General features: G+C 54.2%; 25 protein-coding genes. 14 read left to right on the top strand and 11 right to left on the bottom strand.

Annotation, left to right across the window (positions count from 1 at the left end):
• The first annotated feature begins 32 nt into the window (after positions 1-32).
• Positions 33-953 carry a glutathione ABC transporter permease GsiC gene (gene gsiC / locus N1249_RS06920; protein ID WP_259835954.1) on the top strand — a complete coding sequence of 307 codons (921 nt, stop codon included), beginning with the start codon at positions 33-35 and terminating at the stop codon, positions 951-953.
• A gap of 1 nt (position 954) precedes the next feature.
• Entirely contained in the window at positions 955-1,866 is a 912-nt protein-coding gene (gene gsiD, locus N1249_RS06925) for a glutathione ABC transporter permease GsiD (RefSeq protein WP_259835957.1), read from the top strand.
• 63 nt (positions 1,867-1,929) lie between these two features.
• Here gsiD and rimO read toward each other — a convergent pair whose 3' ends face one another.
• On the bottom strand, positions 1,930-3,255 hold the full coding sequence (rimO, locus tag N1249_RS06930) for a 30S ribosomal protein S12 methylthiotransferase RimO (protein WP_014069489.1): 1,326 nt from the start codon (positions 3,253-3,255) through the stop codon (positions 1,930-1,932).
• Positions 3,256-3,486: 231 nt separating this feature from the next.
• Between rimO and N1249_RS06935 the strand changes: the two genes are divergently transcribed.
• Positions 3,487-3,651: a hypothetical protein gene (locus N1249_RS06935; protein ID WP_259835960.1), complete on the top strand. Its 165-nt coding sequence runs from the start codon at positions 3,487-3,489 to the stop codon at positions 3,649-3,651.
• A 163-nt stretch (positions 3,652-3,814) separates the two neighbouring features.
• Here the strand turns inward: N1249_RS06935 and N1249_RS06940 are convergent, their stop codons facing one another.
• Positions 3,815-4,723: a LysR family transcriptional regulator gene (locus N1249_RS06940; RefSeq protein ID WP_259835962.1), complete on the bottom strand. Its 909-nt coding sequence runs from the start codon at positions 4,721-4,723 to the stop codon at positions 3,815-3,817.
• 204 nt (positions 4,724-4,927) lie between these two features.
• Between N1249_RS06940 and bssR the strand changes: the two genes are divergently transcribed.
• The gene (bssR, locus tag N1249_RS06945) at positions 4,928-5,311 is read left to right on the top strand and encodes a biofilm formation regulator BssR (RefSeq protein ID WP_259835965.1); all 384 of its coding nucleotides are present in this window, start codon (positions 4,928-4,930) and stop codon (positions 5,309-5,311) included.
• A 107-nt stretch (positions 5,312-5,418) separates the two neighbouring features.
• A complete protein-coding gene (locus N1249_RS06950; RefSeq protein WP_259835967.1) occupies positions 5,419-6,537 on the top strand; it encodes a PQQ-dependent sugar dehydrogenase in 1,119 nt (372 codons plus the stop codon).
• Here the strand turns inward: N1249_RS06950 and N1249_RS06955 are convergent, their stop codons facing one another.
• The gene (locus N1249_RS06955; RefSeq protein WP_259835969.1) at positions 6,538-7,164 is read right to left on the bottom strand and encodes a glutathione S-transferase family protein; all 627 of its coding nucleotides are present in this window, start codon (positions 7,162-7,164) and stop codon (positions 6,538-6,540) included.
• A gap of 258 nt (positions 7,165-7,422) precedes the next feature.
• Between N1249_RS06955 and dacC the strand changes: the two genes are divergently transcribed.
• The gene (dacC, locus tag N1249_RS06960; RefSeq protein WP_259835972.1) at positions 7,423-8,625 is read left to right on the top strand and encodes a serine-type D-Ala-D-Ala carboxypeptidase; all 1,203 of its coding nucleotides are present in this window, start codon (positions 7,423-7,425) and stop codon (positions 8,623-8,625) included.
• A gap of 69 nt (positions 8,626-8,694) precedes the next feature.
• Here dacC and deoR read toward each other — a convergent pair whose 3' ends face one another.
• The 3 genes from deoR to N1249_RS06975 all read right to left on the bottom strand — a co-directional run bounded on the left by deoR (position 8,695) and on the right by N1249_RS06975 (position 10,865).
• Complete coding sequence (gene deoR, locus N1249_RS06965; protein ID WP_259835974.1) at positions 8,695-9,453, bottom strand: DNA-binding transcriptional repressor DeoR; 759 nt, start codon at positions 9,451-9,453, stop codon at positions 8,695-8,697.
• Positions 9,454-9,520: 67 nt separating this feature from the next.
• Complete coding sequence (ybjG, locus tag N1249_RS06970) at positions 9,521-10,129, bottom strand: undecaprenyl-diphosphate phosphatase (protein ID WP_259835977.1); 609 nt, start codon at positions 10,127-10,129, stop codon at positions 9,521-9,523.
• Between the two features lie 7 nt (positions 10,130-10,136).
• A complete protein-coding gene (locus tag N1249_RS06975) occupies positions 10,137-10,865 on the bottom strand; it encodes a phosphatase PAP2 family protein (RefSeq protein WP_259835979.1) in 729 nt (242 codons plus the stop codon).
• Between the two features lie 233 nt (positions 10,866-11,098).
• Between N1249_RS06975 and N1249_RS06980 the strand changes: the two genes are divergently transcribed.
• A complete protein-coding gene (locus N1249_RS06980; protein WP_259835981.1) occupies positions 11,099-12,331 on the top strand; it encodes an MFS transporter in 1,233 nt (410 codons plus the stop codon).
• Positions 12,332-12,372: 41 nt separating this feature from the next.
• Here N1249_RS06980 and N1249_RS06985 read toward each other — a convergent pair whose 3' ends face one another.
• The gene (locus N1249_RS06985) at positions 12,373-13,185 is read right to left on the bottom strand and encodes a Cof-type HAD-IIB family hydrolase (RefSeq protein WP_259835984.1); all 813 of its coding nucleotides are present in this window, start codon (positions 13,183-13,185) and stop codon (positions 12,373-12,375) included.
• Positions 13,175-14,389: an MFS transporter gene (locus N1249_RS06990; RefSeq protein ID WP_259835987.1), complete on the bottom strand. Its 1,215-nt coding sequence runs from the start codon at positions 14,387-14,389 to the stop codon at positions 13,175-13,177. Before N1249_RS06990 ends, N1249_RS06985 begins: the two co-directional genes overlap by 11 nt.
• An 82-nt stretch (positions 14,390-14,471) precedes the next feature.
• Between N1249_RS06990 and N1249_RS06995 the strand changes: the two genes are divergently transcribed.
• Both N1249_RS06995 and N1249_RS07000 read left to right on the top strand, forming a co-directional pair.
• Complete coding sequence (locus N1249_RS06995; protein ID WP_259835990.1) at positions 14,472-15,026, top strand: TetR/AcrR family transcriptional regulator; 555 nt, start codon at positions 14,472-14,474, stop codon at positions 15,024-15,026.
• Positions 15,027-15,188: 162 nt separating this feature from the next.
• The gene (locus tag N1249_RS07000; protein WP_259835993.1) at positions 15,189-16,670 is read left to right on the top strand and encodes a GGDEF domain-containing protein; all 1,482 of its coding nucleotides are present in this window, start codon (positions 15,189-15,191) and stop codon (positions 16,668-16,670) included.
• Here N1249_RS07000 and N1249_RS07005 read toward each other — a convergent pair.
• Positions 16,667-17,443 (bottom strand): SDR family NAD(P)-dependent oxidoreductase, encoded by a 777-nt coding sequence (locus N1249_RS07005; RefSeq protein WP_259835996.1) that lies wholly within the window; start codon positions 17,441-17,443, stop codon positions 16,667-16,669. The two genes, N1249_RS07000 and N1249_RS07005, sit on opposite strands and share 4 nt — an antisense overlap.
• 238 nt (positions 17,444-17,681) lie before the next feature.
• A complete protein-coding gene (locus tag N1249_RS07010; protein ID WP_014069502.1) occupies positions 17,682-19,367 on the bottom strand; it encodes an aspartate:alanine antiporter in 1,686 nt (561 codons plus the stop codon).
• Positions 19,368-19,641: 274 nt separating this feature from the next.
• Here N1249_RS07010 and N1249_RS07015 point away from each other — a divergent pair, with 274 nt between their 5' ends.
• Positions 19,642-20,016 (top strand): inner membrane protein YbjM, encoded by a 375-nt coding sequence (locus tag N1249_RS07015; RefSeq protein WP_014069503.1) that lies wholly within the window; start codon positions 19,642-19,644, stop codon positions 20,014-20,016.
• A gap of 30 nt (positions 20,017-20,046) precedes the next feature.
• Here N1249_RS07015 and N1249_RS07020 read toward each other — a convergent pair whose 3' ends face one another.
• On the bottom strand, positions 20,047-20,316 hold the full coding sequence (locus N1249_RS07020; RefSeq protein WP_014069504.1) for a GrxA family glutaredoxin: 270 nt from the start codon (positions 20,314-20,316) through the stop codon (positions 20,047-20,049).
• A gap of 187 nt (positions 20,317-20,503) precedes the next feature.
• Here N1249_RS07020 and nfsA point away from each other — a divergent pair, with 187 nt between their 5' ends.
• The 4 genes from nfsA (at position 20,504) to potF (ending at position 24,254) form a co-directional block, all read left to right on the top strand.
• Entirely contained in the window at positions 20,504-21,226 is a 723-nt protein-coding gene (gene nfsA / locus N1249_RS07025) for a nitroreductase NfsA (RefSeq protein ID WP_259836002.1), read from the top strand.
• A 121-nt stretch (positions 21,227-21,347) separates the two neighbouring features.
• Positions 21,348-22,250, top strand: a complete 903-nt coding sequence (rimK, locus tag N1249_RS07030) for a 30S ribosomal protein S6--L-glutamate ligase (protein WP_259836005.1) — start codon at positions 21,348-21,350, stop codon at positions 22,248-22,250.
• 63 nt (positions 22,251-22,313) lie between these two features.
• Positions 22,314-22,790 (top strand): YbjN domain-containing protein, encoded by a 477-nt coding sequence (locus N1249_RS07035; protein WP_259836008.1) that lies wholly within the window; start codon positions 22,314-22,316, stop codon positions 22,788-22,790.
• Between the two features lie 351 nt (positions 22,791-23,141).
• Positions 23,142-24,254, top strand: a complete 1,113-nt coding sequence (potF, locus tag N1249_RS07040; protein ID WP_259836011.1) for a spermidine/putrescine ABC transporter substrate-binding protein PotF — start codon at positions 23,142-23,144, stop codon at positions 24,252-24,254.
• Positions 24,255-24,325 lie beyond the last annotated feature (71 nt).

Below are 24,325 nucleotides of genomic sequence, written 5' to 3' on the forward strand. Positions count from 1 at the left end.
AGGCGACGGCCTGTGGGATGAGAGGGAAAGGCATGTTGAATTATGTTTTTAAACGCCTGCTGGGGCTTATCCCGACGCTGCTGATTGTGGCGGTGCTGGTGTTTTTGTTCGTCCATATGCTGCCGGGTGATCCCGCGCGGTTAATCGCCGGGCCAGAAGCGGATGCGTCAGTGATTGAGCTGGTCCGCAAACAGCTGGGGCTCGATCAGCCGTTGTATAAGCAGTTCCTGCACTATATTGGCAACGTGTTGCAGGGCGATTTTGGCATGTCGATGGTATCGCGCCGCCCGGTAGCAGAAGAGATTGCCAGCCGCTTTATGCCAACGTTCTGGCTCACTATCGCCAGCATGACCTGGGCGGTGCTGTTTGGCCTGGTGGCCGGGATTGTCGCGGCCGTCTGGCGCAACCGCTGGCCGGACAAACTGGGCATGGCGCTGGCCGTGACCGGTATCTCCTTCCCGGCGTTTGCGCTTGGGATGCTGCTGATGCAGGTTTTCTCCGTTGAGCTTGGCTGGCTGCCGACCGTAGGGGCAGACACCTGGAAACACTACATTCTGCCATCGCTCACGCTGGGGGCAGCCGTGGCGGCGGTGATGGCGCGGTTTACGCGCGCGTCGTTTGTCGATGTGCTGAGCGAAGACTATATCCGCACCGCGCGGGCGAAAGGGGTGAGCGAGAAGTGGGTCATCCTCAAGCATGGTTTTCGCAATGCGATGATCCCGGTGGTCACGATGATGGGGCTTCAGTTCGGCTTTTTGCTGGGCGGCTCGATTGTGGTGGAAAAGGTGTTCAACTGGCCAGGGCTAGGGCGCTTATTGGTTGATTCCGTCGACATGCGTGATTACCCGGTTATTCAGGCCGAAGTGCTGCTGTTTTCGCTGGAGTTTATTCTTATCAACTTAGTGGTGGATGTGCTCTACGCCGCCATTAACCCGGCTATCAGGTATAAGTAAGATGCGATTGTTAAACTGGCGTCGTCAGGCCGTTTTGAACGCCATGCCGGGGTTAAAGCCGGACCATATCAGAACCCCGTGGCTGGAATTCTGGCGGCGATTTCGCCGCCAGCCGGTTGCCATGACGGCAGGGTTGTTTGTGCTGCTGCTGATAGTGGTGGCGATCCTCGCCCCGTGGATAGCCCCCTTTGATGCGGAAAACTACTTTGATTACGACCGCCTGAATGACGGCCCCTCGATGCTGCACTGGTTTGGGGTAGATTCGCTCGGGCGTGATATTTTTAGCCGCGTACTGGTGGGCACGCGTATCTCACTGGCGGCCGGGGTGTTTGCCGTGTTGATCGGCGCAGCCATAGGCACGGTGTTCGGCCTGCTGGCGGGGTACTACGAAGGCTGGTGGGACAGAATCATCATGCGCATTTGCGATGTGTTATTCGCGTTTCCTGGCATCCTGCTGGCCATCGCCGTCGTGGCGATTATGGGCAGCGGCATGGCGAACGTGATTATCGCCGTCGCGGTTTTTTCTATTCCCGCGTTTGCCCGCCTGGTACGCGGAAATACGCTGGTGCTTAAGCAACAGACCTTTATCGAATCGGCGCGCAGTATGGGGGCCAGCGATACCACCATTCTGTTCAGCCATATTCTGCCGGGTACGGTGTCCTCCATCGTGGTCTATTTCACGATGCGTATCGGGGTGTCGATTATCTCTGCGGCGAGCCTGTCGTTTCTGGGGTTAGGGGCTCAGCCTCCAACACCGGAGTGGGGTGCAATGCTCAACGAGGCAAGAGCGGATATGGTGATAGCGCCGCATGTGGCGATATTCCCGAGTCTGGCGATTTTCCTGACCGTGCTGGCGTTTAACCTGCTGGGTGATGGGTTGCGCGATGCGCTGGATCCACGGATAAAAGGGTAGTGCAGTAAAATGTGCCGGGTGGCGGCGACGCCTTACCCGGCCTACAAAACAGGAGTCGGGAGATTAAACCCGGCTACCCCACAGATCATACTCGTCCGCGTTTTCGACTTTCACACGTACGATATCACCCGGTTTCACGTTGGTTTCACCGTTCAGGTATACCGCGCCGTCGATTTCCGGGGCGTCTGCCATACTGCGGCCGATAGCACCTTCTTCGTCAACTTCATCGATAATGACCAGAACTTCGCGACCCACTTTTTCCTGCAAGCGTTCAGCAGAGATCTGCTGTTGCAGCTGCATAAAGCGGTTCCAGCGCTCTTCTTTCACCTCTTCCGGCACCTGATCGGCCAGTTCGTTTGCCGTCGCGCCTTCTACCGGGCTGTATTTGAAGCAGCCTACGCGGTCCAGACGCGCTTCTTTCAGGAAGTCGAGCAGCATCTGGAAATCTTCTTCCGTTTCACCCGGGAAGCCAACGATAAAGGTTGAACGCAGGGTCAGGTCCGGGCAGATTTCACGCCACTGTTTGATGCGCGCCAGCTGGCGATCAACAGAGCCTGGGCGTTTCATCAGCTTAAGAATACGCGGGCTGGCGTGCTGAAGCGGGATATCCAGGTATGGCAGGATCTTGCCTTCAGCCATCAGTGGGATCACGTCATCAACGTGCGGGTAAGGGTAGACGTAGTGCAGACGCGTCCAGATACCCAGTTTAGAAAGCTGCTCGCACAGGCCAACCATGCTGGTTTTCACCGGCTCGCCGTTGTGGAAGCCGGAACGGTGCTTCACGTCAACGCCGTAAGCAGAAGTATCCTGAGAGATCACCAGCAACTCTTTCACGCCAGCATCGGCCAGACGCTTGGCTTCTGCCAGCACTTCGCCAATTGGGCGGCTCACCAGGTCGCCACGCATGGACGGAATGATGCAGAAGGTGCAACGATGGTTGCAGCCTTCAGAAATTTTCAGGTACGCATAGTGGCGCGGAGTCAGTTTTACACCCTGCTCTGGCACCAGACTCAGGAACGGGTTGTGCTTTGGTTTTGGCACATAGTGGTGCACGTGCTCCAGCACTTGTTCGTAGCTGTGCGGGCCGGTGATCTCCAGCACTTTCGGGTGCACTTCGCGGATTTGATCCACTTTGGCGCCCAGGCAGCCGGTCACAATCACTTTGCCGTTTTCAGTCAGGGCTTCACCGATGGCTTCCAGAGACTCCTGAACCGCGCTGTCGATGAAACCGCAGGTGTTTACGATCACCATGTCGGCGTTGTCGTAGCTTGGCACCACGTCATAGCCCTCGGTGCGAAGTTCGGTCAGGATACGTTCAGAATCCACCAGGTTTTTCGGGCAGCCCAGGGAGACGAAGCCGATTTTCGGCTGGTGCGTAACATTGCTCATAGGTTAAAAATTCATCAATTATGGAGTTATCAGGGCGGGATTTTACAGCGTTCCGCGGGGGATTTATACAGATCTGTGTGCTGAAGTGGCCTGGCTTGCCTGCCGCAGGTTAACTGCTTTACTGGCAAACACTGTTTAGAATTACTTATCCCGGCTTTAAGCGCTGCTAATTGGCTAAAAAGTCACCAGGCGATATCTTTCACCCCATCAACAACACCTGCGAGGTTCTCAATGAAAGATATCGATGTTCAGTCAAAATTAGCTATGGCCAAAACGCTTCATTCTCATGGCGTCTCCGTTCCTTATATCGCTGTCGCGACCGGATTAACTCAGCGAAGAATTCGGTCTGAATTAAAAACAACGATCAAAAATCATATTAAAAAACATCAGGCATAATATCTCAGCTTTATTTTAAATAACATTTTACCTGTTTATTTCTACAATTATTCAGATACCTGAAGAGGGTCGCTTATGCAAAATATAATTGATGGGCGACAGAAAGAGACGCCTGATTATTGGCTAGAATATGGTAATGGAACCCCCGACCTTCAGGAAGGGGTTATTGCAACAACCCTTCCAGTACAGAGGAGAGCAACGCGTTGTTCTCCTTTCTGTATGAGGAGTAGATGCTGAACTGCGGCAGCGGAAAATGCGTTTCGATGCGTTTGAGCTTATACATTTCCGAATAGGTGGCGAAGGCCCGCTCAGGGATAATGCCCAGACATTCGGTTCTGGCAATGAGGATTAAAATCGAGGCAAACGAGGTGGTCAGCAGACACCTGTCGCTGGAGCGAAATTTTTTATCCACGATGCTGCGATAATAAATAATCTTCTCATTGCGCGTGTTGTACCCCACCAGACTGGCATCGCGGAACAATGCCTCGGTGATCGTATCGCCATAACGGGGGTTATCCTGCGCGGCGACCAGTACCAGTTTCATTTCGCACACTTTGCGACAGGCAATAGTGCTGTTTTCATTGGCAAAGGTGGAGAACACCACGTCTGCCTGGCGCATATTCAGCAGCTCTATTATTTTTTGCTCATTGAGGTCGGCTGTGCGGTGTAACAGGCTGATATCGGAATTGGCCAGCAGCAGTTTTTCGGTTAATTCAGGCACCACCAGTGGGGAGATAAAAGATTCGGTATACAGGGTCAGGCGCTTTTTGAGCGTCGGTGTCGAGCCGGGCAGTAGCGTCGAGAGACGGTCGATAATAGAGATAGTGTTATCGTACAGTTCATCGGAAAAGACCGTAGGCAGCAGCATGTTCCCGCTGCGGACAAACAGGTTGTCGCCCATCATTTCACGCAGTTTTCTCAGTGACTGGCTCACCGCCGATGGCGAGATATTCAGCATGTCGGCCACTTTGGAAATACTTCCCACACTATAAATTAAGCAAAAGATGGTCAGCAGGTTCAGGTCAATCTTTGATAATGAACATATTTTTTCTGACACTGGAATTGTCGACATATTCCCCTCAGCGCCCGCATGGTCACAGACAAAACGATCCTGTTAAAAAAATAGCATAGGCCTGGCTGGCGCGCCTTCCGGGGTAGAAGTTGTAACATTGTAAATGATGTTAATCAGTTATGTTTTATTGATCTGAGCCAGTAAATTGTACAAAAATTGTACTTATCCTGAAGGTGCACAAAGGCTGACAGAGGAGGAAATAGCATGTCCGTTGACAGACTGAAACGCGATCTGCTGAACAAGCTGATCAACGCCCGAATCGATCTTGCGGCTTACCTGCAACTGAGGAAGGCGAAAGGGTATATGTCAGTCAGCGAAAGCGAACATCTGCGTGATAATTTCTTTGAACTTTGCAACTTCATGCGTGAAAAAGCACCCATCCTGAAGGCGGAGTACGGCGAAAGTGAGCTGTTGGCTCTGCGACGTGCCGCCGAGGTGCTCTCCATCGCAGGGGTATGTCTGATGACCGGACACCATGACTGCCCAACGTTTATTGCCGTCAACGCGGAGAAGCTCGAACACTGCCTGACTACGATCTCTCTTTGCATCATGTGCCTGAACGAGCACGCCCAGCTCGAACAGCACTAAGCCCTGGGGGAGGCAACTCCCCCATCTGATTAAGCTTTTGTAAAAGTGACAACGCGCGCGGGCTGAGTAGCTAACCTTTATGCCATCTGCTGATAAAGGAGCGCGTTATGCATCGATCCTCGCTGATTTTCCTGCCTGCATTGTTATTTCCCGTTTCTTTGCTTGCTGCGCCCGATGCGGTGAAGGTCGAGGTGTTGCAAAACAGGCTCGATCATCCCTGGTCGCTGGCATTTTTACCCGACAACAATGGCCTGCTGGTGACCTTACGTGGCGGCCAGCTCAGGCACTGGCAGGCGGGTAAGGGGCTTTCCGATCCGATTATTGGCGTCCCTAAGGTCTGGGCGAGCGGGCAGGGTGGCTTGCTGGATGTGGTGCTGGCACCTGATTTCGCGCAATCGCGGCGAGTCTGGCTAAGCTATGCCGAGGTGGGCAACGACGGGAAAGCCGGTACTGCGGTGGGGTATGGCCGCCTGAGCGACGATGTATCGCGGATTGAAGGGTTCCAGGTGGTATTCCGCCAGATGCCAAAACTCTCGACGGGGAATCACTTCGGTGGACGGCTGGTGTTCGACGGCAAAGGGTATCTGTTTATTGGCCTTGGCGAAAACAATCAGCGCCCGACCGCGCAGGAACTGGACAAGCTTCAGGGGAAAGTGGTGCGTCTGACGCAGGACGGGAAAGTCCCGCCAGATAACCCTTTTGTGAATACCCCCGGTGCGCGGCCTGAAATCTGGTCTTACGGCATTCGTAACCCGCAGGGTATGGCGATGAATCCCTGGAGCAATACGCTGTGGCTTAATGAACACGGCCCGCGCGGCGGGGATGAAATCAATATCCCGGAAAAAGGCAAAAACTACGGCTGGCCGCTGGCGACATACGGTATCAACTACAGCGGCCTGAAGATCCCGGAAGCAAAAGGCGAACAGGTTAACGGCACCGAGCTACCGCTGTTTTACTGGAAAGTCTCGCCCGCCGTGAGCGGGATGGCGTTCTATAACAGCGATGTACACCCGCAGTGGAAGAACAAACTCTTTATTGGGGCGCTGAAGGAAAAGGCAGTGATTGTACTGAGCGTTAAAGGCAACAGCGTAACCGAGGATGGCCGCATTCTGGAAGACAGAGGGCAGCGTATTCGCGATGTCCGCGTGGCGCCAGACGGGGCGCTGTATGTCCTGACGGATGAATCGGACGGGCAACTGCTGAAAGTCAGCCCGTCCGGGGGATAATCAGGTAACAGGCGTCATGACCGCATGTTGGTAGGCCGGGCGCTCGCTGAGCTGTTTGATCCAGCGTTCAAGGTGAGGACGTGGCGTCCACTTCAGCCCCATGTTGGTCAGATTCCAGACAAATGGCGCGACGGCAATATCGCCCACGCCAAACGCGTCGCCCGAGAACCATTTATGTTTCGCCAGTTCATCGTCCATTAACGCAAACAGCGTTTCGCAGGCATCCTGCGCGGCGTGAATGGCCGGGTAGTCACGCTCTGCTTCCGGAGTTCTGATAAGCCCCATCAGGATAACCCGGTGAGTTGGAGAGAGCGTCTGGTTCGCCCAGTCCATCCATTTTTCACCCTGGGCGCGTTTTGCCGGGCTTTCCACCCACAGGCGGCTCTGACCATACTGCGCGGCAAGGTAACGCACGATGGTGTTAGATTCCCAGAGCGTAATGTCCGTTTCATCATCACGCAGCAGTGGCACCAGGCCGTTCGGGTTCATGGCCAGGTATTCGGCCTCTTTGTTCACCCCATACTGCAAACCCGCCATAATCTGCTTAAACGGTAAATCCAGCTCTTCCAGCGTCCAGAGGACTTTCTTAACGTTGGTTGAGTTGTTCCTGCCCCACAGCGTAATCATATTAACTCCCGAAATAGTCAAACAACCTTGAGATGTGAATCAGAGCCAGCAATTCGACATGGTGAGATAAACCTAACAATTACGCAACAGAAGACAAAAAAATCGCGCTGATCAAAGCGTATCCGGATGTTATTGCATAAACTTTAAAAACTTTACCTGGTTTAGGTTTCTTTAACAGATTTAGTGCGCTATTACTCATCGCTTCTTGCGACACGGTGATGTGACGTAATTTTTTGAATGGACACTCGGGTGGCATTTATGACGCAAAAAACTTCTTCTCTGCGCAGCCTGGCGGCAGGCTCTGCGCTTCTTTTTCTTTTTGCACCGACACTCTATGCAGCTGAACAGGCGGCTCCTGAAGCCCCGCCGGTTGATGCGCGTGCCTGGATCTTAATGGATTACGCCAGCGGCAAAGTGCTGGCGGAAGGCAATGCCGATGAGCAGCTTGACCCGGCCAGCCTGACCAAAATCATGACCAGCTACGTGGTCGGCCAGGCGTTAAAGGCCGGCAAGATCAAACTGGAAGATATGGTTACCATCGGGAAAGATGCCTGGGCGACTGGTAACCCCGCACTGCGCGGCTCTTCGGTAATGTTCCTCAAGCCTGGCGATCAGGTTTCTGTCTCAGATTTAAATAAAGGGGTGATTATTCAGTCAGGTAACGATGCCTGTATTGCCCTGGCGGATTATGTTGCGGGCAGTCAGGACTCCTTCATCGGCCTGATGAACGGCTATGCCCAGAAGCTCGGGCTGAGCAATACCAGCTTTAAAACCGTGCACGGCCTTGATGCACCGGGCCAGTTCAGTACCGCGCGCGACATGGCGTTGTTAGGGAAGGCGCTTATTCACGACGTGCCGGACGAATACGCCATCCACAAAGAAAAAGAGTTTACCTTCAATAAGATCCGCCAGCCGAACCGCAACCGCCTGCTGTGGAGCAGCAACGTGAACGTTGATGGCATGAAGACCGGGACAACGGCAGGCGCGGGTTACAACCTTGTTGCTTCTGCAACTCAGGGCGATATGCGCCTGATTTCAGTGGTGCTGGGCACCAAAACCGACCGTATTCGCTTTAACGAATCGGAAAAACTGCTGACCTGGGGCTTCCGTTTCTTCGAAACCGTCACGCCGATCAAGCCTGATGCCACCTTCATTAGCCAGCGCGTCTGGTTTGGTGACAAGAGCGAGGTCAACCTTGGCGCAGGCGAAGGTGGCTCGGTCACCATTCCGCGCGGTCAGCTGAAAAACCTGAAAGCCAGCTATACCCTGACCGACAGCCAGCTCACTGCACCGCTGAAAAAAGGTCAGGTGGTCGGGACGATTGATTTCCAGCTTAATGGCAAATCGATTGAACAGCGTCCGCTGATTGTGATGGAAGCGGTGGAAGAGGGCGGGTTCTTTAGCCGGATGTGGGACTTTGTAATGATGAAATTCCACGGCTGGTTTGGTAGCTGGTTCTGATTTTTTTTGCCGGGTGGCGGCTTCGCCTTACCCGGCCAACACTTTTAGCCCTTTCGCTGTGGGAGAGGGCTAATACATCAACCTAATCTGCTGTGCCTTCGCATGGGCGACCAGCCCATCATCCGGGCGACAATCGCTTGCGATCGCGTCAAAGCGTGCCAGCTCGGCCATTCGCGCTGAACGGACCTTGCCAAACTTACTGTGATCAACCACCAGGACATGATACTGCGCTGCGTTTAACGCCCAGTGCTTCACCGGCAGCTCTTCCAGGTTAAAACAGGTTGCCCCCTGCTGCACATTGACCCCGGCCGCGGAATAAAAGGCGATATCCGGGCACAGGTTGCTGAGCGTGTCCTGGAGGTTAAGCGGCTTGAAGATAGCATTGCTGGCGTGGAACTCACCGCCGCAGAGAATCACCCGACACTCGGGCTTTTCCTGCAAGGCAAGAAAGGTATTCAGCGAATAGCAAACGGCGGTAAAAGGCAGACTGCTGTCGATGGCTTCGATTATCCACGGGGTTGTTGTCCCGCAATCAAAGAATAACGTCTGATGCGGTTGTACCAGTGAGGCGGCCTGACGTGCGGCTTTGCGCTTTTCTTCGACCAGACGGGTCTTCTGGTCGCTTATCAGATAATGGCTGGCGCTGCGGGGCTCAAGAACAATATACCCGCCCAGCAGCACAACGGGTGCGCTGTCGCTGTTCAGGTCACGACGAATGGTCATCTCAGAAACGCCAAGCAGGTTTGCGGCTTCCTTGAGATGCAGCTTATCACTGCGCTTCAGCGCCTGAAGCAGCTGAGCAATACGGTCATCGCGACGTGTTTCCATAGTTCCTCGGGGTAAAAAAGTGAGCCCCCGCATTGCGGGGGCTCAAGTGTAACCTGTTGGACTGGGGTTAGTCACGCACCCAACCCTTGCGGATTAGGATAGCAAAGAGCGTGCGATAAAGCTGCGACAGCCCGTTGTAAAGCGCCTGACCAAACAGACTCCACAGGATCGCCGCGCTCACGCAGCCAATCAATCCGACGAGGAAACCGCCCACCATATCCAGCGGCCAGTGCACGCCAAGATAGATGCGCGACCAGGCGATAGCGACGGCAACAACCATCAGCAATGCGCCAGACCAGACGCGGTGCCAGAACAGGAACGCCAGCGCGAAGGTAAAGATCACCGTCCCGTGATCGCTTGGGAAGGAGTCATCCGGTGCGTGGTGCAGGAAGGTATAACCCACATGATCAACGAAAGGACGATCGTGAGGAAAAATATGCCCCAGTACAAAGCTTGCCAGCACGCTCACCGCAAGCGCCATGGCAACTTTAATCACCAGCTGACGCTGGGAGTTGACCTGGCTGCGCGGGCCCCACAGCCAGAGGATCGCGGCAAGAAGTGGAACAATGCTAATCAGATCCTTTGCAAAAAAGGTGGCGATATCGATAGACCACTCCGGGGAAGCCGGCGTGGCGTTGATCAGATAAAACAGCCCGTAGTTCAGATGTTCTAACATAGTGTCATTACTCTTTAGCAAACCGGGTGGAAACAAGTCCGTAGACCGCCACCTGAGAAAACCAGACCCACCACCCAGCCCACAGGTTGTGAGAGAAGAAATGCGCCCCGCGCATAACCTGGCCGTAACCCATTGCCAGGCCTAACACAACGCCCAGCACAACGAAGCTCCATGCCAGCCGAGGGCGCTCACGCCAGAAGGCAAAAAACAGACCCATGACCATAAAGCCGCTGGAGGCATGTCCACCCGGGAAGCAGCGACCCGGGCCACTGTCTGCCGGGGCAGCGCTGAACAGGGGGTAAGAGACAGCCTTACCGCCATATTCCACCAGATCCCACGGACAGCTGTGATGGCTTACGCTTTTCAGCACGCCAACAACCAGCGCGCCAAGCCCCATCAACAGCGCGGCGGTAACCAGCCTCGCGTTACGCTTGTACGCGCCGTAGAACAATGCCACCGCGCCTAAAGCAATGGCGATGTACTTCGCCAGCCGGTGATTTAATAAATCCAGCAGCGGGTTTTGCTGCAACGGGAAGCGCTGCGCTGCGGCGTCATACCAAAAGCCTGTGATCCATCTGTCGAGCGTTTCATCGCGAGATAGCCAGGTAAACAAAACAGCAAGAACTATCAGCACGAAAAGCTGATAACCATAAAAGCGGCCCGGCAAACGGTAAAGTCGTTTTGTCTTATTTGTCGGTAACTTAGATAATTCTGAACGGCTGGAGGTTTGTGCCATAATTAAGGTCAGTGACGTGAAATGTGGTTATCATATTAGTGTCAACTTAAGGAAACCTTAAACAACGACGATATACTCGCGCTACTCCAGGTTGCCTGTGCCTCGCCGCCTTTATGCAATCTGAATTATTCAGGATATAAGTGCTTTATTTCTGTTTCTCCTCGATAAATGACTATCTCAGGAAGCAGCATTTCATTACACTCACCGCGATTTTTTCATCATAAAGAGACTGCATGTTAAACCGTTCTTCTTCCGGTAATCGTCTGGGGCGTCAGGCGTTACTTTTCCCTCTGTGTCTGGTGCTCTACGAATTCTCAACCTACATCGGCAACGATATGATCCAGCCGGGCATGTTGGCTGTTGTCGAACAGTACAACGCTGGTATTGAGTGGGTACCGACCTCCATGACCGCCTATCTGGCTGGCGGCATGTTTTTACAGTGGCTGTTAGGCCCGCTGTCAGATCGTATTGGCCGTCGTCCGGTGATGCTGACGGGCGTGGTGTGGTTTATCGTGACCTGCCTTGCCACGCTGCTGGCGCAAAACATCGAACAATTTACGCTGCTGCGTTTCCTACAAGGGGTGAGCCTGTGCTTTATCGGTGCTGTGGGCTATGCGGCAATTCAGGAATCCTTTGAAGAAGCGGTGTGCATCAAAATTACTGCGCTGATGGCGAACGTCGCGCTGATTGCCCCTTTGCTTGGGCCGCTGGTGGGGGCTGCATGGGTGCATGTCGCGCCGTGGGAGGGGATGTTTATTCTCTTTGCCGCACTTGCCGCCATCTCCTTCTTTGGCCTGCATCGGGCGATGCCGGAAACCGCCACCCGGTTGGGTGAAAAGCTGTCCCTTAAAGAGCTGGGGCGCGATTACAAAGAAGTGCTAAAAAACGTCCGTTTTGTGGCGGGCGCGCTGGCGACGGGTTTTGTCAGCCTGCCATTGCTGGCGTGGATTGCGCAGTCACCGGTCATTATCATCAGCGGCGAGCAGCTCAGCAGCTATGAGTACGGCCTGCTACAGGTGCCGATTTTTGGCGCGCTGATTATCGGTAACCTGGTGCTGGCGCGTCTGACGTCGCGTCGTACCGTGCGTTCGTTGATTATCATGGGCGGCTGGCCGATTGCAACCGGGCTGATTGTGGCGGCGGTGGCTACCGTGGCGTCATCACACGCTTACCTGTGGATGACCGCCGGGCTGAGCCTGTATGCCTTTGGCATCGGTCTGGCAAATGCCGGGCTGGTTCGCCTGACGCTGTTTGCCAGTGACATGAGTAAAGGTACGGTATCTGCCGCGATGGGTATGTTACAGATGCTGATTTTTACCGTCGGTATCGAGGTGAGCAAACACGCTTACGCGTTGGGTGGCAATGGATTGTTCAGCCTGTTTAACCTCGCCAACGGCGTGCTGTGGGTTGCCCTGATGGTGGTGTTCCTGAAGGATAAACGTGTCGGGAATGCGTTGCAGCCGTAATCTGTTGATACCCTCTCCCCGGCGGGAGAGGGAACATCAACTCAATTAAACGGTGCTTCCCCGTTCAACACCTTCTCAATCACATCCAGCACGCCTTCATCATTATTGTGCGGCGCTTCAAACCGGGCGACCTCTTTAATGTGAGGTCTGGCGTTGGCCATCGCAAAGCTATAGCCCGACTGACGCAGCATCTCCACGTCGTTTCCGCTGTCGCCAAAGGCCACCACCTCACCGTTTTCGATGCCCCAGTGCTGCTGTAAAATCCGCAGGCCATTGGCTTTATGCACGCCGGGGATAATCAGGTCGATACTGCCGTGGCCCGTGGTGACGGGCACCATGATATCGCCCAGCTTCTCATGCAGCATCGGCTGGATGCGCGGGATTTCATCATCTGAAACGTTAAGCCCAAACTTGAAGAAGATATCGTTCAGATTGTCGAAGTTATCCACCATTTCAAGTCGGTGGTAGTACTGGGCGGCAATCGCCTTAAAGCCGTCATTGTAGGATTTCAGCGTATAGGCGCTGCCTTTCCCGCAGGCGATGATCTCCACTTCCGGGACATCGTTTAACACGGCCGCCACGGTGGCGAAGTCGGCTTTCGACAGCTCACCGTTAAACACGTCTTCACCGGCATTCACCACCCAGCCGCCGTTTTCGGCCACGAAGGCTATCTCACGCGCAATTTCCGGGAAGAATGAAATCAGCTGGTAATACTGGTTTCCGCTGGCGACAACAAAGCGAATACCTTGTTCTTTCATGCGCGCATATTGCGCCAGGAAACGCTCGCGATTGTAAGTTTTCGCATCGCTCAGGAAGGTGCCATCCATGTCGACTGCAATCAGTTTAACGCTCATATCCCTTCTCCAGTGTCGTGTGTTCTGCTTCTGGTTTTGCCACCGCGCGTGCCACCAGCGCCGCAATCATGACCAACCCTAACACCACCAGCATGGCGCTGCGCAACCCATAGTGCTCACCCAGGAAGCCAAGCAGTGGCGGCCCCACCAGGAAGGCGAGGTAACCCGTCGTGGCAACCACGCTGACGCGCGTTGGCGCATCCGGGCCGGTGTCGCTGGCGGCGGAAATTGTCAGCGGGAAGCCCAGCGATGCGCCAAGCCCCCACAAAATCACCGAGACGCCGGCAATCCAGTCAACATCCACAAAGATGATCATCGCAATCCCCAGCCCGCCCAGCAGGGCACTGGCACGAACCACCGTCACGCGGCTGTAGCGGTCGATGAACCAGCCGCCGGTAAAGCGGCCAACGGTCATCCCCAGCGTAAACCCGGCGTAAATCAGCGAGCCGGAGGTTGGGCTAAACCCGTGACCATCCACCATCAGCAGCGGTAGCCAGTCATTTGCCGAGCCTTCGGCAAAGGCCATGGCCAGCACCACCACGCCAATCAGCATCAGCTGCATGTCGCGGTAAAACGGCAACCCTTTCTCCGCCGATTTTTGTTCGTCAGCGGTGTTTTTGCCCGTACCGCCAGGGATTGCCTTGATCCCGGTGAGAATGGGCACGATGCAGACCAGCGCTGCCAGGACGATATGCAAACTGGCGGCGATCCCAAACGCCGTGAGTGCCATTCCGACGCCAGCGCCTGCCAGCGTGCCGAGGCTGTAAAAGCCATGCATCATGGGCAGCACGGTTTTGTTCATCTCGCGCTCAACGGCCGCCCCTTCAACGTTTATTGCCACTTCAGCAGCACCAAAACTGCCGCCAAACACCGTCAGACCCAGGGCAAACAGAACAGGGGAGGCGAACCACAACGCCAGGCTCAGGACCATCATCCCGAATACCGCGCAGCACATGGTGGTGCGAATAACTGCGCGGGTACCAAAACGCTTCACCAGCCATGCGGAGCAGAGAATACCGCTCATTGAGCCTACCGACAGGCCAAACAGCACAATGCCCATTTCCGCGGTGGATACCGACAAAATGTCGCGGATGGCGGGCGTGCGCGTTGCCCAGGAGGCCATAAGCAGCCCGGGAATAAAGAAGAACATAAAGAGTGCCCACATGCGTAGTCGCAGGGCTTTACGGGGTGAGGTTAGCGTCATTGAGGTAAGCACCAGAAGTACAACAATAGCGACAACACTACCAAGTTTGTGTACATTTGTACACAAACGAGATGAGGATTTTATGAGCAGACCACCGAACGATCCTAACCGCCGGGAGAAGATCCTCCAGGCCACGCTGGATACCATTGCTGAACATGGGATCCATGCGGTTACGCACCGTAAAATTGCCAGTTGTGCAGGCGTGCCGCTGGGATCGATGACCTACTATTTCGACGGTAAGGAATCGCTGCTTGAAGAGGCGTTCACGTGGTTTACGCGGCAGATGTCGCAGCAGTATCGTGAGTACTTTGCCGGCGTTAACGGCCCGGAAATGGCCTGTGAGTCTATCACCACCCTGATCCACAGTTCTGAAGTCACCACGCCGCACAATATGGAGCTGATGTATCAACTGTATGCTTTTATGAACCGCAGCCCGGCGCTCAAAACGGTGATGCAGGACTGGATGAAAATGAGCCAGAACACGCTTGAGCAATGGTTTGACCCGGTGACTGCCCGCGCGCTGGATGCGTTTATTGAAGGCATGACCCTGCACTTCGTGACAGACCGACAGCCGCTATCCCGGGAAGAGATCCGCATGATGGTGGGAAGGATTGCGGGTATTCATAACGACGGATAATCAGTTTTTTATTATAAAATAATTTATATTTTTCAATGTGTTATTGATTTTTGCGATATTGACAACCTTGGGTGCGTGAAGGAATAATCGATACGTTGGTTATTTACCGTGCAGCAATCGGGGTGGATGTTGGGTGGAAAAGTCAGTGCCTGGTTTGTGCAGGTGAGTTTGGCAAAAAAGAGATGTCTGCTGGTGCTGATTATCCTGGTTCAGGCCGGACTGCTTCTCGGGCACTTGTTCTATCAGCGGAGCTATATCGAAAATAATGCCGCGCGTATTCTGCGCAATACCGCTTTACTTCAGTCTCAGCAGTTTGAAACCAGCCTTGATGCAATGCGCTACCAGATGCGTGTTATCGGCAATGCTTTCCTTCTGAATCACACCGTTACCCCTGATAATGCCCAGCCTTTCCTGCAAGAGGAGCTGAAACGTGTCTGGCTTGATGGCGTGATTGTCTTTAATGAGCAGGGGGATTTTGTCGCGAGCCGCGCTTTATTTCCGCTTGAGCACGCATTAAGTGCCACCACGCTTGCGCAGGCAAGCTTCCGGGAGCGTCCGTTGTTTAAGGATTTGCGGAGGGATGAGGTCAGTGAAGACCTGATTTCCTGGCAGAGTAACGGTACGGATAAAAATCTGTTCGGATTTGTTATGTATCGCGCAGTGCGTGACGCCAGCGGGCGCTATCTCGGCGGCATTGTCGGCTTTTTTAATAGTCAGTCGATGAACGCCATCTTTCGTAAGATGGAGAGCCAGGGGTTTGATCTCGGTCCTGGTGGGGCGATGGCGGTACTGGATCGCGACAATGCCCTTCAGCTTGCCCGGATGGGTGCAAATGATTTAACGCGTACAACTCAATCTGACCCCCGGCTGGTAAAACTGCTGGAGTATGCCAATGACTCTGCGCAGGTTCACCAGTATGTATCACCGCTTGATGGCGTCCCTCGCTTCGGGGTGTTTCTTAATCTGAACCAGCGAAAGTGGGTGCTTGCAGTGGGGCTGGCCAGAGATGATGTTTTCCATGGCTGGTATATTCAGGCTGGCTGGACGGCGCTTGCCATACTGATTATCTCTGTCAGTCAGTGGCTGTTACTCCATTACATGCATACTAATGCTTTGCAGAGAGAACGATTTGCACAAGAAGCGCGGCATGACCCGCTGACCGGGCTTTCAAACCGTCGACAGTTTGATGAGTGGTCGAAGCGCGCCTGTAATCTGGCCCGACGCCACCAGCAACCGCTGTGCGTGATGAGTCTGGATCTGGATTTCTTCAAACAGATAAACGATACCTGGGGCCATGATGGCGGCGACGCGGTACTGCGGCATATCGGGCAATTACTGCCTGCGCTGGTGAGAGGCGGTGATATCGTCGCCCGTTTTGGTGGGGAAGAATTCGTGGTGGCGATGCCGCAGACCATGATAGAGACCGCCGCTGAGATTGCCGAGCGCGTGCGGGCCAGCTTTGCCCGCCAGCAGCTGGAGTTCGGTGGAGATATTATCCACTTCACCACCAGCATCGGCATAACCCGTATGACGCCGGATGAACTGGAAGTCAGCAATGGGATGCAGTCAGCGCTCGCCCGCGCAGACCAGGCGCTTTACCAGGCTAAACAGGAAGGGCGAAACCGCGTCTGCGTGATGGTTTAACTGGTGGTTGCCCCGGCCGTCATATTCACCACCGTACCCGTCATCGCATTGGCCTCATCCGAGGCCAGAAACGCGATGGTATTTGCCACCTGCGCCAGCGTCGGCAGGCGTTTTAGCATGGTGCTTTGCGCCGCGCCGCCTAAAAACGCATCCACCGAAATGCCCATGCCCTTTGCCTTAAGGGCAAACAATTCACCCACATACGAGCCCGCCTGAACCGCATCGGCAATGGCGTGGGAGCGTACGCACAGCACCCGGATATTTTTCGGCCCCAGCTCACCGGCAAGCGCCCGTGTAAAAGCCTCTGTTCCCGCACACCCCACGATATGCCCGAGGTGACCCGGCATGGCCATATTCGCCGCCGGTGCGACGACAGTGATGATACAACCTGCACGCTCAGCGCCCATTTTCGGTGAAACGGCTTTTGCGATATTGAAGTACGCGGTGAGGAAAGGATCGAACCCCTGTCTGAATTCGGACAGGGTTAATTCATCGATGCGTTTACCCTGGTCGTGCATAAAACCGGTGGCGTTAACCACCACGTCGATGCTGGTGAGGGCCGGAAGCGGGTCAGAGCCGCGGAGGGCATCGAAGATAAACGTACTGGCCGTGCCGCCCGCGGCGCGGATACTTTCTGCAGTGGCGTCCAGTCTGGCCTGGTCACGCGCGCCGAGGTAAACGTGCGCGCCGTCGCGTGCCAGAGCGTGCGCCACCGCGCTGCCGATTGCACCGCTGCCGCCGAAGATGAGCGCGGTCTGGTGTTTGAGTTGCATGTGTCCACCTTTGTCAGTTCGGGTGAACCAAAAGTATGTGCGATGGGCGGGGAATTGACGAGGGACGGGGAATTTCAGGCAACAAAAAACCCATCAACCTTGAACCAAAACGGCGGGGTTGATGGGCTCCACAAATTGGGGACATCAAAGAAAAGCAGTGGCACTAATTATGACTACCCCCTGAAAGAAAAGTTCTGCGCATATCTAAAATATTTTCGACTATGCGCTAATTTTCTTTTTATCCCAGTCCTGGCCAGATTATGATGATGAGTGTACCGGCGAGTGTCAGCAGGACGTTGGCGATAGCGTAGGTGCCCGCGTAGCCCAGCGCCGGGATGTTGCTGCGCGCGGTGTCGCTGATAATTTCCATCGCCGGAGCACAGGTACGCGCCCCCATCATGGCGCCGAACAGCAGGGCGCGGTTCATGCGCAGTACATAGGCGCCAAACAGGAAACAAATCACGACCGGCACCAGGCTGACGATAAGTCCGGAAACCAACATTTGCCAGCCGACGGCACCCAGGCTGTGGCCAATGCCGCTACCGGCGCTTAAACCTACTCCAGCCATAAACACCATCAGACCAAACTCTTTCACCATGTTCAGCGCACCCTGCGGGATATAACCGAAGGTTGGGTGGTTGGCTCGCAGGAAGCCAAGCATAATCCCGGCGAACAGCAGACCGGCAGCGTTACCGATGCCAAAACTAAAGTTGCTGAACTGGAAGGTGATCATCCCGATCATCAGGCCAACAATAAAGAAGGCGCAAAATGCCAGCAGGTCGGTCACCTGGCTGTGAATGGAGATAAAGCCGATGCGGTCAGCAACGGTTTTCACGCGGCGCGCGTCACCGCTCACTTGCAGCACATCACCTTTGTTCAGTACCACGTTATCGTCGATTGGCATCTCAATCTGGCTGCGGATCACGCGGTTTAAGAAACAACCGTGATCGGTCAGCTTCAGCTGCGCCAGGCGGCGGCCGACGGCGTTATGGTTTTTCACCACAATCTCTTCGGTGACGATACGCATGTCGAGCAGATCGCGGTCGAACACCTCTTTACCGTTACGGAAGCTGGGGTCGAGGCGGGCGTGGGCATCAGGGTAGCCCACCAGTGCGATATCATCGCCCATCTGCAATACGGCATCGCCGTCCGGGTTTGCCAGAATGCCGTTACGGCGGATACGTTCGATGTAACAACCTGTCTGGCGATAAATGCCCAGCTCGCGCAGATTTTTACCATCGGCCCAGGCAACCAGCTCTGGCCCCACTCGATAGGCGCGAATAACCGGGAGATAGACTTTGCGTTTGCTGTCGGTGTCCAGGCCGCGCTCGCGGGCAATTTGCTGCGCGCTGGTCTGCAAATCCTGGTGCTGGAGTTTTGGCAGGTAACGCGCGCCAACAATCAGGCTCACCAGACCAATCAGATAGGTCAGGGCATAACCCAGGCTCAGGTGATCGAGTGCAGTTGAAAGGGAATCGCCTGCCATACCGGAGTGGCGAAGGGTGTCGCCCGCGCCAACCAGCACCGGCGTGGAGGTCATGGAGCCTGCCAGCATCCCGGCCGTTAAGCCGATATCCCAGCCAAACAGTTTACCCAGCCCCAACGCTATCAGCAGCGCGCTGCCGACCATCACCAGGGCCAGCATCAGGTAGTTTTTGCCGTCACGGAAGAAAATTGAAAAAAAGTTCGGGCCCGCTTCCACGCCAACACAAAAAATAAACAGCATAAAACCTAAGTTGAGCGCGTCCGTGTTAATGCTGAAATGCTGCTGACCTAATAATAAAGAAACGACTAAAACGCCAATCGAATTACCAAGTTGAACTGAACCCAGGCGTAATTTACCCAGACAAAGGCCCAGTGCCAGTACCACAAATAATAACAGGATGTAATTCCCGTTTAACAAGTCTGCGACGTTTATATTCACGGAGGCTAACTTCTTGTTTACCAGTAAGTTGTTGAATGAAGGGGCTATTTGGGCTACTGTTTTGGGCGTCAGGGAAAAATCCTAAATCCCATACACCCTTAATTAATTCAGTAAAACAATCGCCGCGGGTTAGTTTAATCGTATTAGCGATCGGCGGCTACCTATTATCGCATTACCCTGTGCGGGCTTCGGCAAGGATTGCCACACTGCTTTATCTGACTGGGCGTCCACTGGACGAAAGTGTATTTGATAGAGAAGAAGTCAGGAGGATAGTTTGAACATTAAACGAAACTGGGCGGGCGTGATCAGCTGCTTTTTGCTGTTCACGGTGGTTTGCCTGTCTTTGGCCTTTAATGTGAAAGGGGCATTCAGGGCCTCAGGCCATCCGGAACTGGGGTTACTCTTCTTCACACTTCCGGGGGCGGCGGCCAGTTTTCTCTCTCGCCGGGGAGAGGTGGTCAGGCCGTTGTTAGGGGCAATGCTGGCAGCGCCATTGTGTCTGTTGCTGATGCGTCTGCTGTTTGTCACGACAAGAAGCTTCTGGCAGGAGCTGGCCTGGTTACTGAGCGGGGTTTTCTGGTGTGCGTTGGGCGCGCTGTGTTTCTTGTTCGTTCGTAGTCTGATGCGCCAGCGGCGTCACCACAAATAAAAACGCCCTCGCGTTGAGGGCATCTTACCATTACTGAGCGGCGAACAGGCCCAGGTTTTCTTTGGCATAGGCTTCAAAATCAGTGCAGCCGCCAATGTGTTTCTGATCGAGGAAAATCTGCGGTACGGTTTCAACCGGTTTACCCACGGTTTTTTCCAGATCGGCTTTGCTGATCCCTTCCGCATGGATATCCACATAACGGAAGTTGAAGTCATCACGCTCTTCGGTCAGTTTTTCTGCCAGTTCTTTAGCGCGCACACAGTAAGGGCATCCTGGACGACCAAAAATTACTGCAAACATTTCTCTCTCCTCAAAAAACAAGCCTGACGGCGAATGACGCTTATATTGCACGATAACCAGCCGGAATGAAAAGAAGGTTTCACCTGTCGCTTTAATATCTTCAGGCTATGTTTGGCCAATTACATGCCCGGCATCTTTGCCTATACTGGCTGCCATACCGCGTACAGACCGACCAAAGAGAGACACTATGACGCCAACGATTGACCTGCTGCGTTCCCACCGTTCAATTCGCCATTTCACTGATGAACCTATTACTCAGGCGCAGCGCGAGGCGATCCTCGACAGCGCAAGAGGCACCTCAAGCTCCAGTTTTTTGCAGTGCTCCAGCATTATCCGCATCACCGACGCACAACTGCGTGAGCAGCTGGTCACGCTGACGGGCGGGCAGAAGCACGTCGCCCAGGCAGCGGAATTCTGGGTTTTCTGCGCTGACTTTAACCGCCACCTGCAAATCTGCCCGGAGGCCGAGCTGGGCCTTGCTGAACAACTGTTGCTGGGCGTGGTCGATACCGCGCTGATGGCGCAAAACGCGCTGACGGCGGCAGAGTCTTTGGGGCTTGGTGGCGTGTATATCGGTGGCCTGCGTAATAACATTGAGGCCGTCACTGAACTGCTGCATCTGCCAAAACATGTGTTGCCACTGTTTGGCCTGTGCCTTGGCTGGCCGGCTGATAACCCGGATGTGAAGCCGCGTTTGCCTGCGGCGATGATCATGCATGAAAACCGCTACCAGCCTGTCGATCAGGGCGTGCTGGCGCAATACGATGAAGAGCTGGCGCACTACTACATGACGCGCGGCAGCAATACGCGTCGTGATACCTGGAGCGACCACATTCGCCGTACGATCATCAAAGAAAACCGCCCGTTTATTCTCGATTATTTACATAAACAGGGTTGGGCGACGCGCTAGCACATTTATCCTGCGCCTCTCTGCTGTTATACACGTCATCCTTCAGGCTGCCTTGATTCAACTTGGATGATTTTGTGTATATGATACGCAGGCTTTTCCCATGTCTTTAGAGAGGTGCAGGGTGAAAATTGCCATTTTGTCCCGGGATGGAACGCTCTATTCATGTAAACGCCTGCGAGAAGCAGCGTCAACGCGCGGCCATCAGGTTGAAATCCTCGATCCGCTGTCCTGTTATATGAACATCGATCCGGCAGCGTCGTCCATTCACTATAAAGGCCGACAGCTCCCGCTTTTCGATGCGGTGATCCCGCGCATTGGATCTCAGATTACCTATTACGGCACCGCGGCGCTTCGCCAGTTCGAAATGCTCGGCAGCTATCCGCTTAACGAATCCGTCGCGATTTCCCGCGCCCGCGATAAGCTGCGCTCCCTGCAACTGCTGGCCCGTCAGGGCATCGATCTGCCCGTTACCGGGATTGCCCACTCGCCGGACGATACCAGCGATCTGATCGACATGGTGGGCGGCGCGCCGCTGGTGATCAAGCTGGTGGAAGGCACGCAGGGTATTGGCGTGGTGCTGGCCGAAACGCGGCAGGCGGCGGAAAGCGTGATTGATGCGTTTCGCGGCCTCAATGCGCATATCCTGGTGCAGGAATATATTGAAGAAGCCAAAGGTTGCGATATCCGCTGTCTGGTGGTGGGGGATGAAGTGGTTGCGGCCATTGAGCGCCAGGCGAAAAACGGGGACTTCCGTTCTAACCTGCACCGTGGCGGCGTGGCGCGGGTCGCCAGCATCAGCGAACGCGAGCGTGAAATAGCCGTGAAAGCGGCGCAGACGTTAGGCCTGGACGTGGCGGGCGTCGATATTCTGCGCGCATCCCGCGGCCCGCTGGTGATGGAAGTGAATGCTTCTCCTGGGCTTGAAGGCATTGAGAAAACCACAGGCATTGATATCGCAGGGAAAATGATCGCCTGGATCGAACTCCACGCGACCCCTGGGTTTTGCCTGAAAACGGGCGGTTAAATGGATTAGCACGCGCTTTTTGCGTACTCTATGCGAAGTTATTTTTTAAGAGGCTGCACAGCTATGGATTTACAGGTCGTTCCTACACTGGATACGTTACGTCAATGGCTTGATGATGCGGGTATCACCTACTTTGAGTGCGATTCTTGCCAGGCGCTGCATCTGCCGCATATGCAAAATTTCGACGGCGTGTTCGATGCCAAAATCGATCTGATCAACGACGTGATCCTTTTCTCGGCCCTTGCTGAAGTTAAACCTTCTGCGCTGCTGGCGCTGGCCTCCGATCTTTCTGCGATCAATGCCAGTTCTTTGACGGTGAAAGCATTTCTCGATATTCAGGATGATAATCTGCCAAAACTGGTCGTTTGCCAGTCTTTATTCGCCGGGGCAGGGGTCTCCTTCAAACAATTTTCCTGGTTTATGCGCCTGAGCGAAGAGCAGATTTCAATGGTTATGCTGGAAGCCAGTGCACATCATCTGCTCTTTAGCAGTGAAGAGGAATCAGAGAATAATGATGCATCTCCCAATTTTCTCCACTAGTGCTGTCTGACTTTTGCGCAGTCGCTGCCAGAGCGGCTGCATAACACCATTTTTTCTGCTGCCATTAACCTTTCTTTAAAGAATATTTCACCTCCCCGAAGGCCATTTCGGCTTATCACGTAGACATAACCTGCATAAAAAATTGATAAAAGGCGTTTTTTCGTCTGGGCTATAGCCGGAGACACGGGCTACAGTTATTCTTGCGATGCTTAAAAAAGCGAGCGGAAGCTGCCGGGTAAAGAGGTTTCCTTTTATTTTGGGCAGAGCGACAAACTATGCATGATTATTGCATATCTTCAGATTGCACAGTTTTAGTTCGTTTGTTAACGAGCTTTCAGAAGGAATAAAGATATGATCGCCTTGAATAAAAAATGGTTATCGGGTCTGGTTGCGGGTGCTCTGATGGCCGTCTCTGCCGGCACGCTCGCTGCGGAACAAAAAACGCTGCACGTTTACAACTGGTCTGACTATATTGCGCCAGACACGGTCGCAAATTTTGAAAAAGAGACCGGCATTAAAGTGGTCTACGACGTTTTCGATTCCAACGAGGTGCTGGAAGGAAAACTGATGGCGGGCAGCACCGGTTTTGACCTGGTGGTCCCTTCCGCCAGCTTCCTGGAGCGTCAGCTTACGGCAGGCGTCTTCCAGCCGCTGGATAAGAGCAAATTATCGAACTGGAAAAATCTCGATCCAGAAGTCCTGAAGCTGGTGGCCAAACACGATCCGGACAACAAATACGCGATGCCGTATCTGTGGGCGACCACCGGTATCGGTTTCAACGTTGATAAAGTCAAAGCGGCGCTGGGCCCGGACGTCAAGCTGGACAGCTGGGACGTTGTGCTGAAGCCGGAAAACCTTGAGAAGCTGAAAAGCTGCGGCGTTTCTTTCCTCGATGCGCCGGAAGAGATTTTCGCCACCGTCCTGAACTATCTGGGCAAAGATCCTAACAGCAACAAAGCTGATGACTACACAGGCCCGGCGACCGATCTGCTACTGAAACTGCGTCCAAATATTCGCTACTTCCACTCCTCTCAGTACATTAACGACCTGGCAAACGGCGACATCTGCGTCGCGATTGGCTGGGCAGGCGATGTCTGGCAGGCGGCTAACCGCGCGAAAGAGGCGAAAAACGGTGTGAACGTGTCGTACTTCATTCCGAAAGAGGGGGCGCTGGCCTTCTTTGACGTCTTCGCGATGCCGGCTGATGCCAAAAACAAAGACGAAGCGTATCAGTTCCTCAACTACCTGATGCGTCCTGATGTGATTGCTCACATCAGCGACCACGTATACTACGCGAACGGTAATAAGGCCTCCGTGCCGCTGGTGAGCGAAGAGATCCGCAATAACCCGGCTATCTATCCGCCAGCGGATGTGTTCGCCAAGCTCTTCACCCTGAAAGTCCAGGATCCAAAAATTGACCGCGTACGTACCCGTGCGTGGACCAAGGTGAAAAGCGGTAAATAACGGCGTTTGGTATTGTTGCCCGGTGGCGCTTGCGCTTACCGGGCCTACACAACCCGTAGGCCGGGCAAGCG

This window comes from Enterobacter sp. CP102 (genome assembly GCF_025152625.1).
Taxonomy (GTDB): domain Bacteria; phylum Pseudomonadota; class Gammaproteobacteria; order Enterobacterales; family Enterobacteriaceae; genus Enterobacter; species Enterobacter soli.

Coding starts and splice junctions, on each gene's coding strand:
- gsiC (WP_259835954.1), top strand. CDS start 33: ATGTTGAATTATGTTTTTAAACGCCTGCTGGGGCTTATCCCGACGCTG.
- gsiD (WP_259835957.1), top strand. CDS start 955: ATGCGATTGTTAAACTGGCGTCGTCAGGCCGTTTTGAACGCCATGCCG.
- rimO (WP_014069489.1), bottom strand. CDS start 3,255: ATGAGCAATGTTACGCACCAGCCGAAAATCGGCTTCGTCTCCCTGGGC.
- N1249_RS06935 (WP_259835960.1), top strand. CDS start 3,487: ATGAAAGATATCGATGTTCAGTCAAAATTAGCTATGGCCAAAACGCTT.
- N1249_RS06940 (WP_259835962.1), bottom strand. CDS start 4,723: ATGTCGACAATTCCAGTGTCAGAAAAAATATGTTCATTATCAAAGATT.
- bssR (WP_259835965.1), top strand. CDS start 4,928: ATGTCCGTTGACAGACTGAAACGCGATCTGCTGAACAAGCTGATCAAC.
- N1249_RS06950 (WP_259835967.1), top strand. CDS start 5,419: ATGCATCGATCCTCGCTGATTTTCCTGCCTGCATTGTTATTTCCCGTT.
- N1249_RS06955 (WP_259835969.1), bottom strand. CDS start 7,164: ATGATTACGCTGTGGGGCAGGAACAACTCAACCAACGTTAAGAAAGTC.
- dacC (WP_259835972.1), top strand. CDS start 7,423: ATGACGCAAAAAACTTCTTCTCTGCGCAGCCTGGCGGCAGGCTCTGCG.
- deoR (WP_259835974.1), bottom strand. CDS start 9,453: ATGGAAACACGTCGCGATGACCGTATTGCTCAGCTGCTTCAGGCGCTG.
- ybjG (WP_259835977.1), bottom strand. CDS start 10,129: ATGTTAGAACATCTGAACTACGGGCTGTTTTATCTGATCAACGCCACG.
- N1249_RS06975 (WP_259835979.1), bottom strand. CDS start 10,865: ATGGCACAAACCTCCAGCCGTTCAGAATTATCTAAGTTACCGACAAAT.
- N1249_RS06980 (WP_259835981.1), top strand. CDS start 11,099: ATGTTAAACCGTTCTTCTTCCGGTAATCGTCTGGGGCGTCAGGCGTTA.
- N1249_RS06985 (WP_259835984.1), bottom strand. CDS start 13,185: ATGAGCGTTAAACTGATTGCAGTCGACATGGATGGCACCTTCCTGAGC.
- N1249_RS06990 (WP_259835987.1), bottom strand. CDS start 14,389: ATGACGCTAACCTCACCCCGTAAAGCCCTGCGACTACGCATGTGGGCA.
- N1249_RS06995 (WP_259835990.1), top strand. CDS start 14,472: ATGAGCAGACCACCGAACGATCCTAACCGCCGGGAGAAGATCCTCCAG.
- N1249_RS07005 (WP_259835996.1), bottom strand. CDS start 17,443: ATGCAACTCAAACACCAGACCGCGCTCATCTTCGGCGGCAGCGGTGCA.
- N1249_RS07020 (WP_014069504.1), bottom strand. CDS start 20,316: ATGTTTGCAGTAATTTTTGGTCGTCCAGGATGCCCTTACTGTGTGCGC.
- nfsA (WP_259836002.1), top strand. CDS start 20,504: ATGACGCCAACGATTGACCTGCTGCGTTCCCACCGTTCAATTCGCCAT.
- N1249_RS07035 (WP_259836008.1), top strand. CDS start 22,314: ATGGATTTACAGGTCGTTCCTACACTGGATACGTTACGTCAATGGCTT.
- potF (WP_259836011.1), top strand. CDS start 23,142: ATGATCGCCTTGAATAAAAAATGGTTATCGGGTCTGGTTGCGGGTGCT.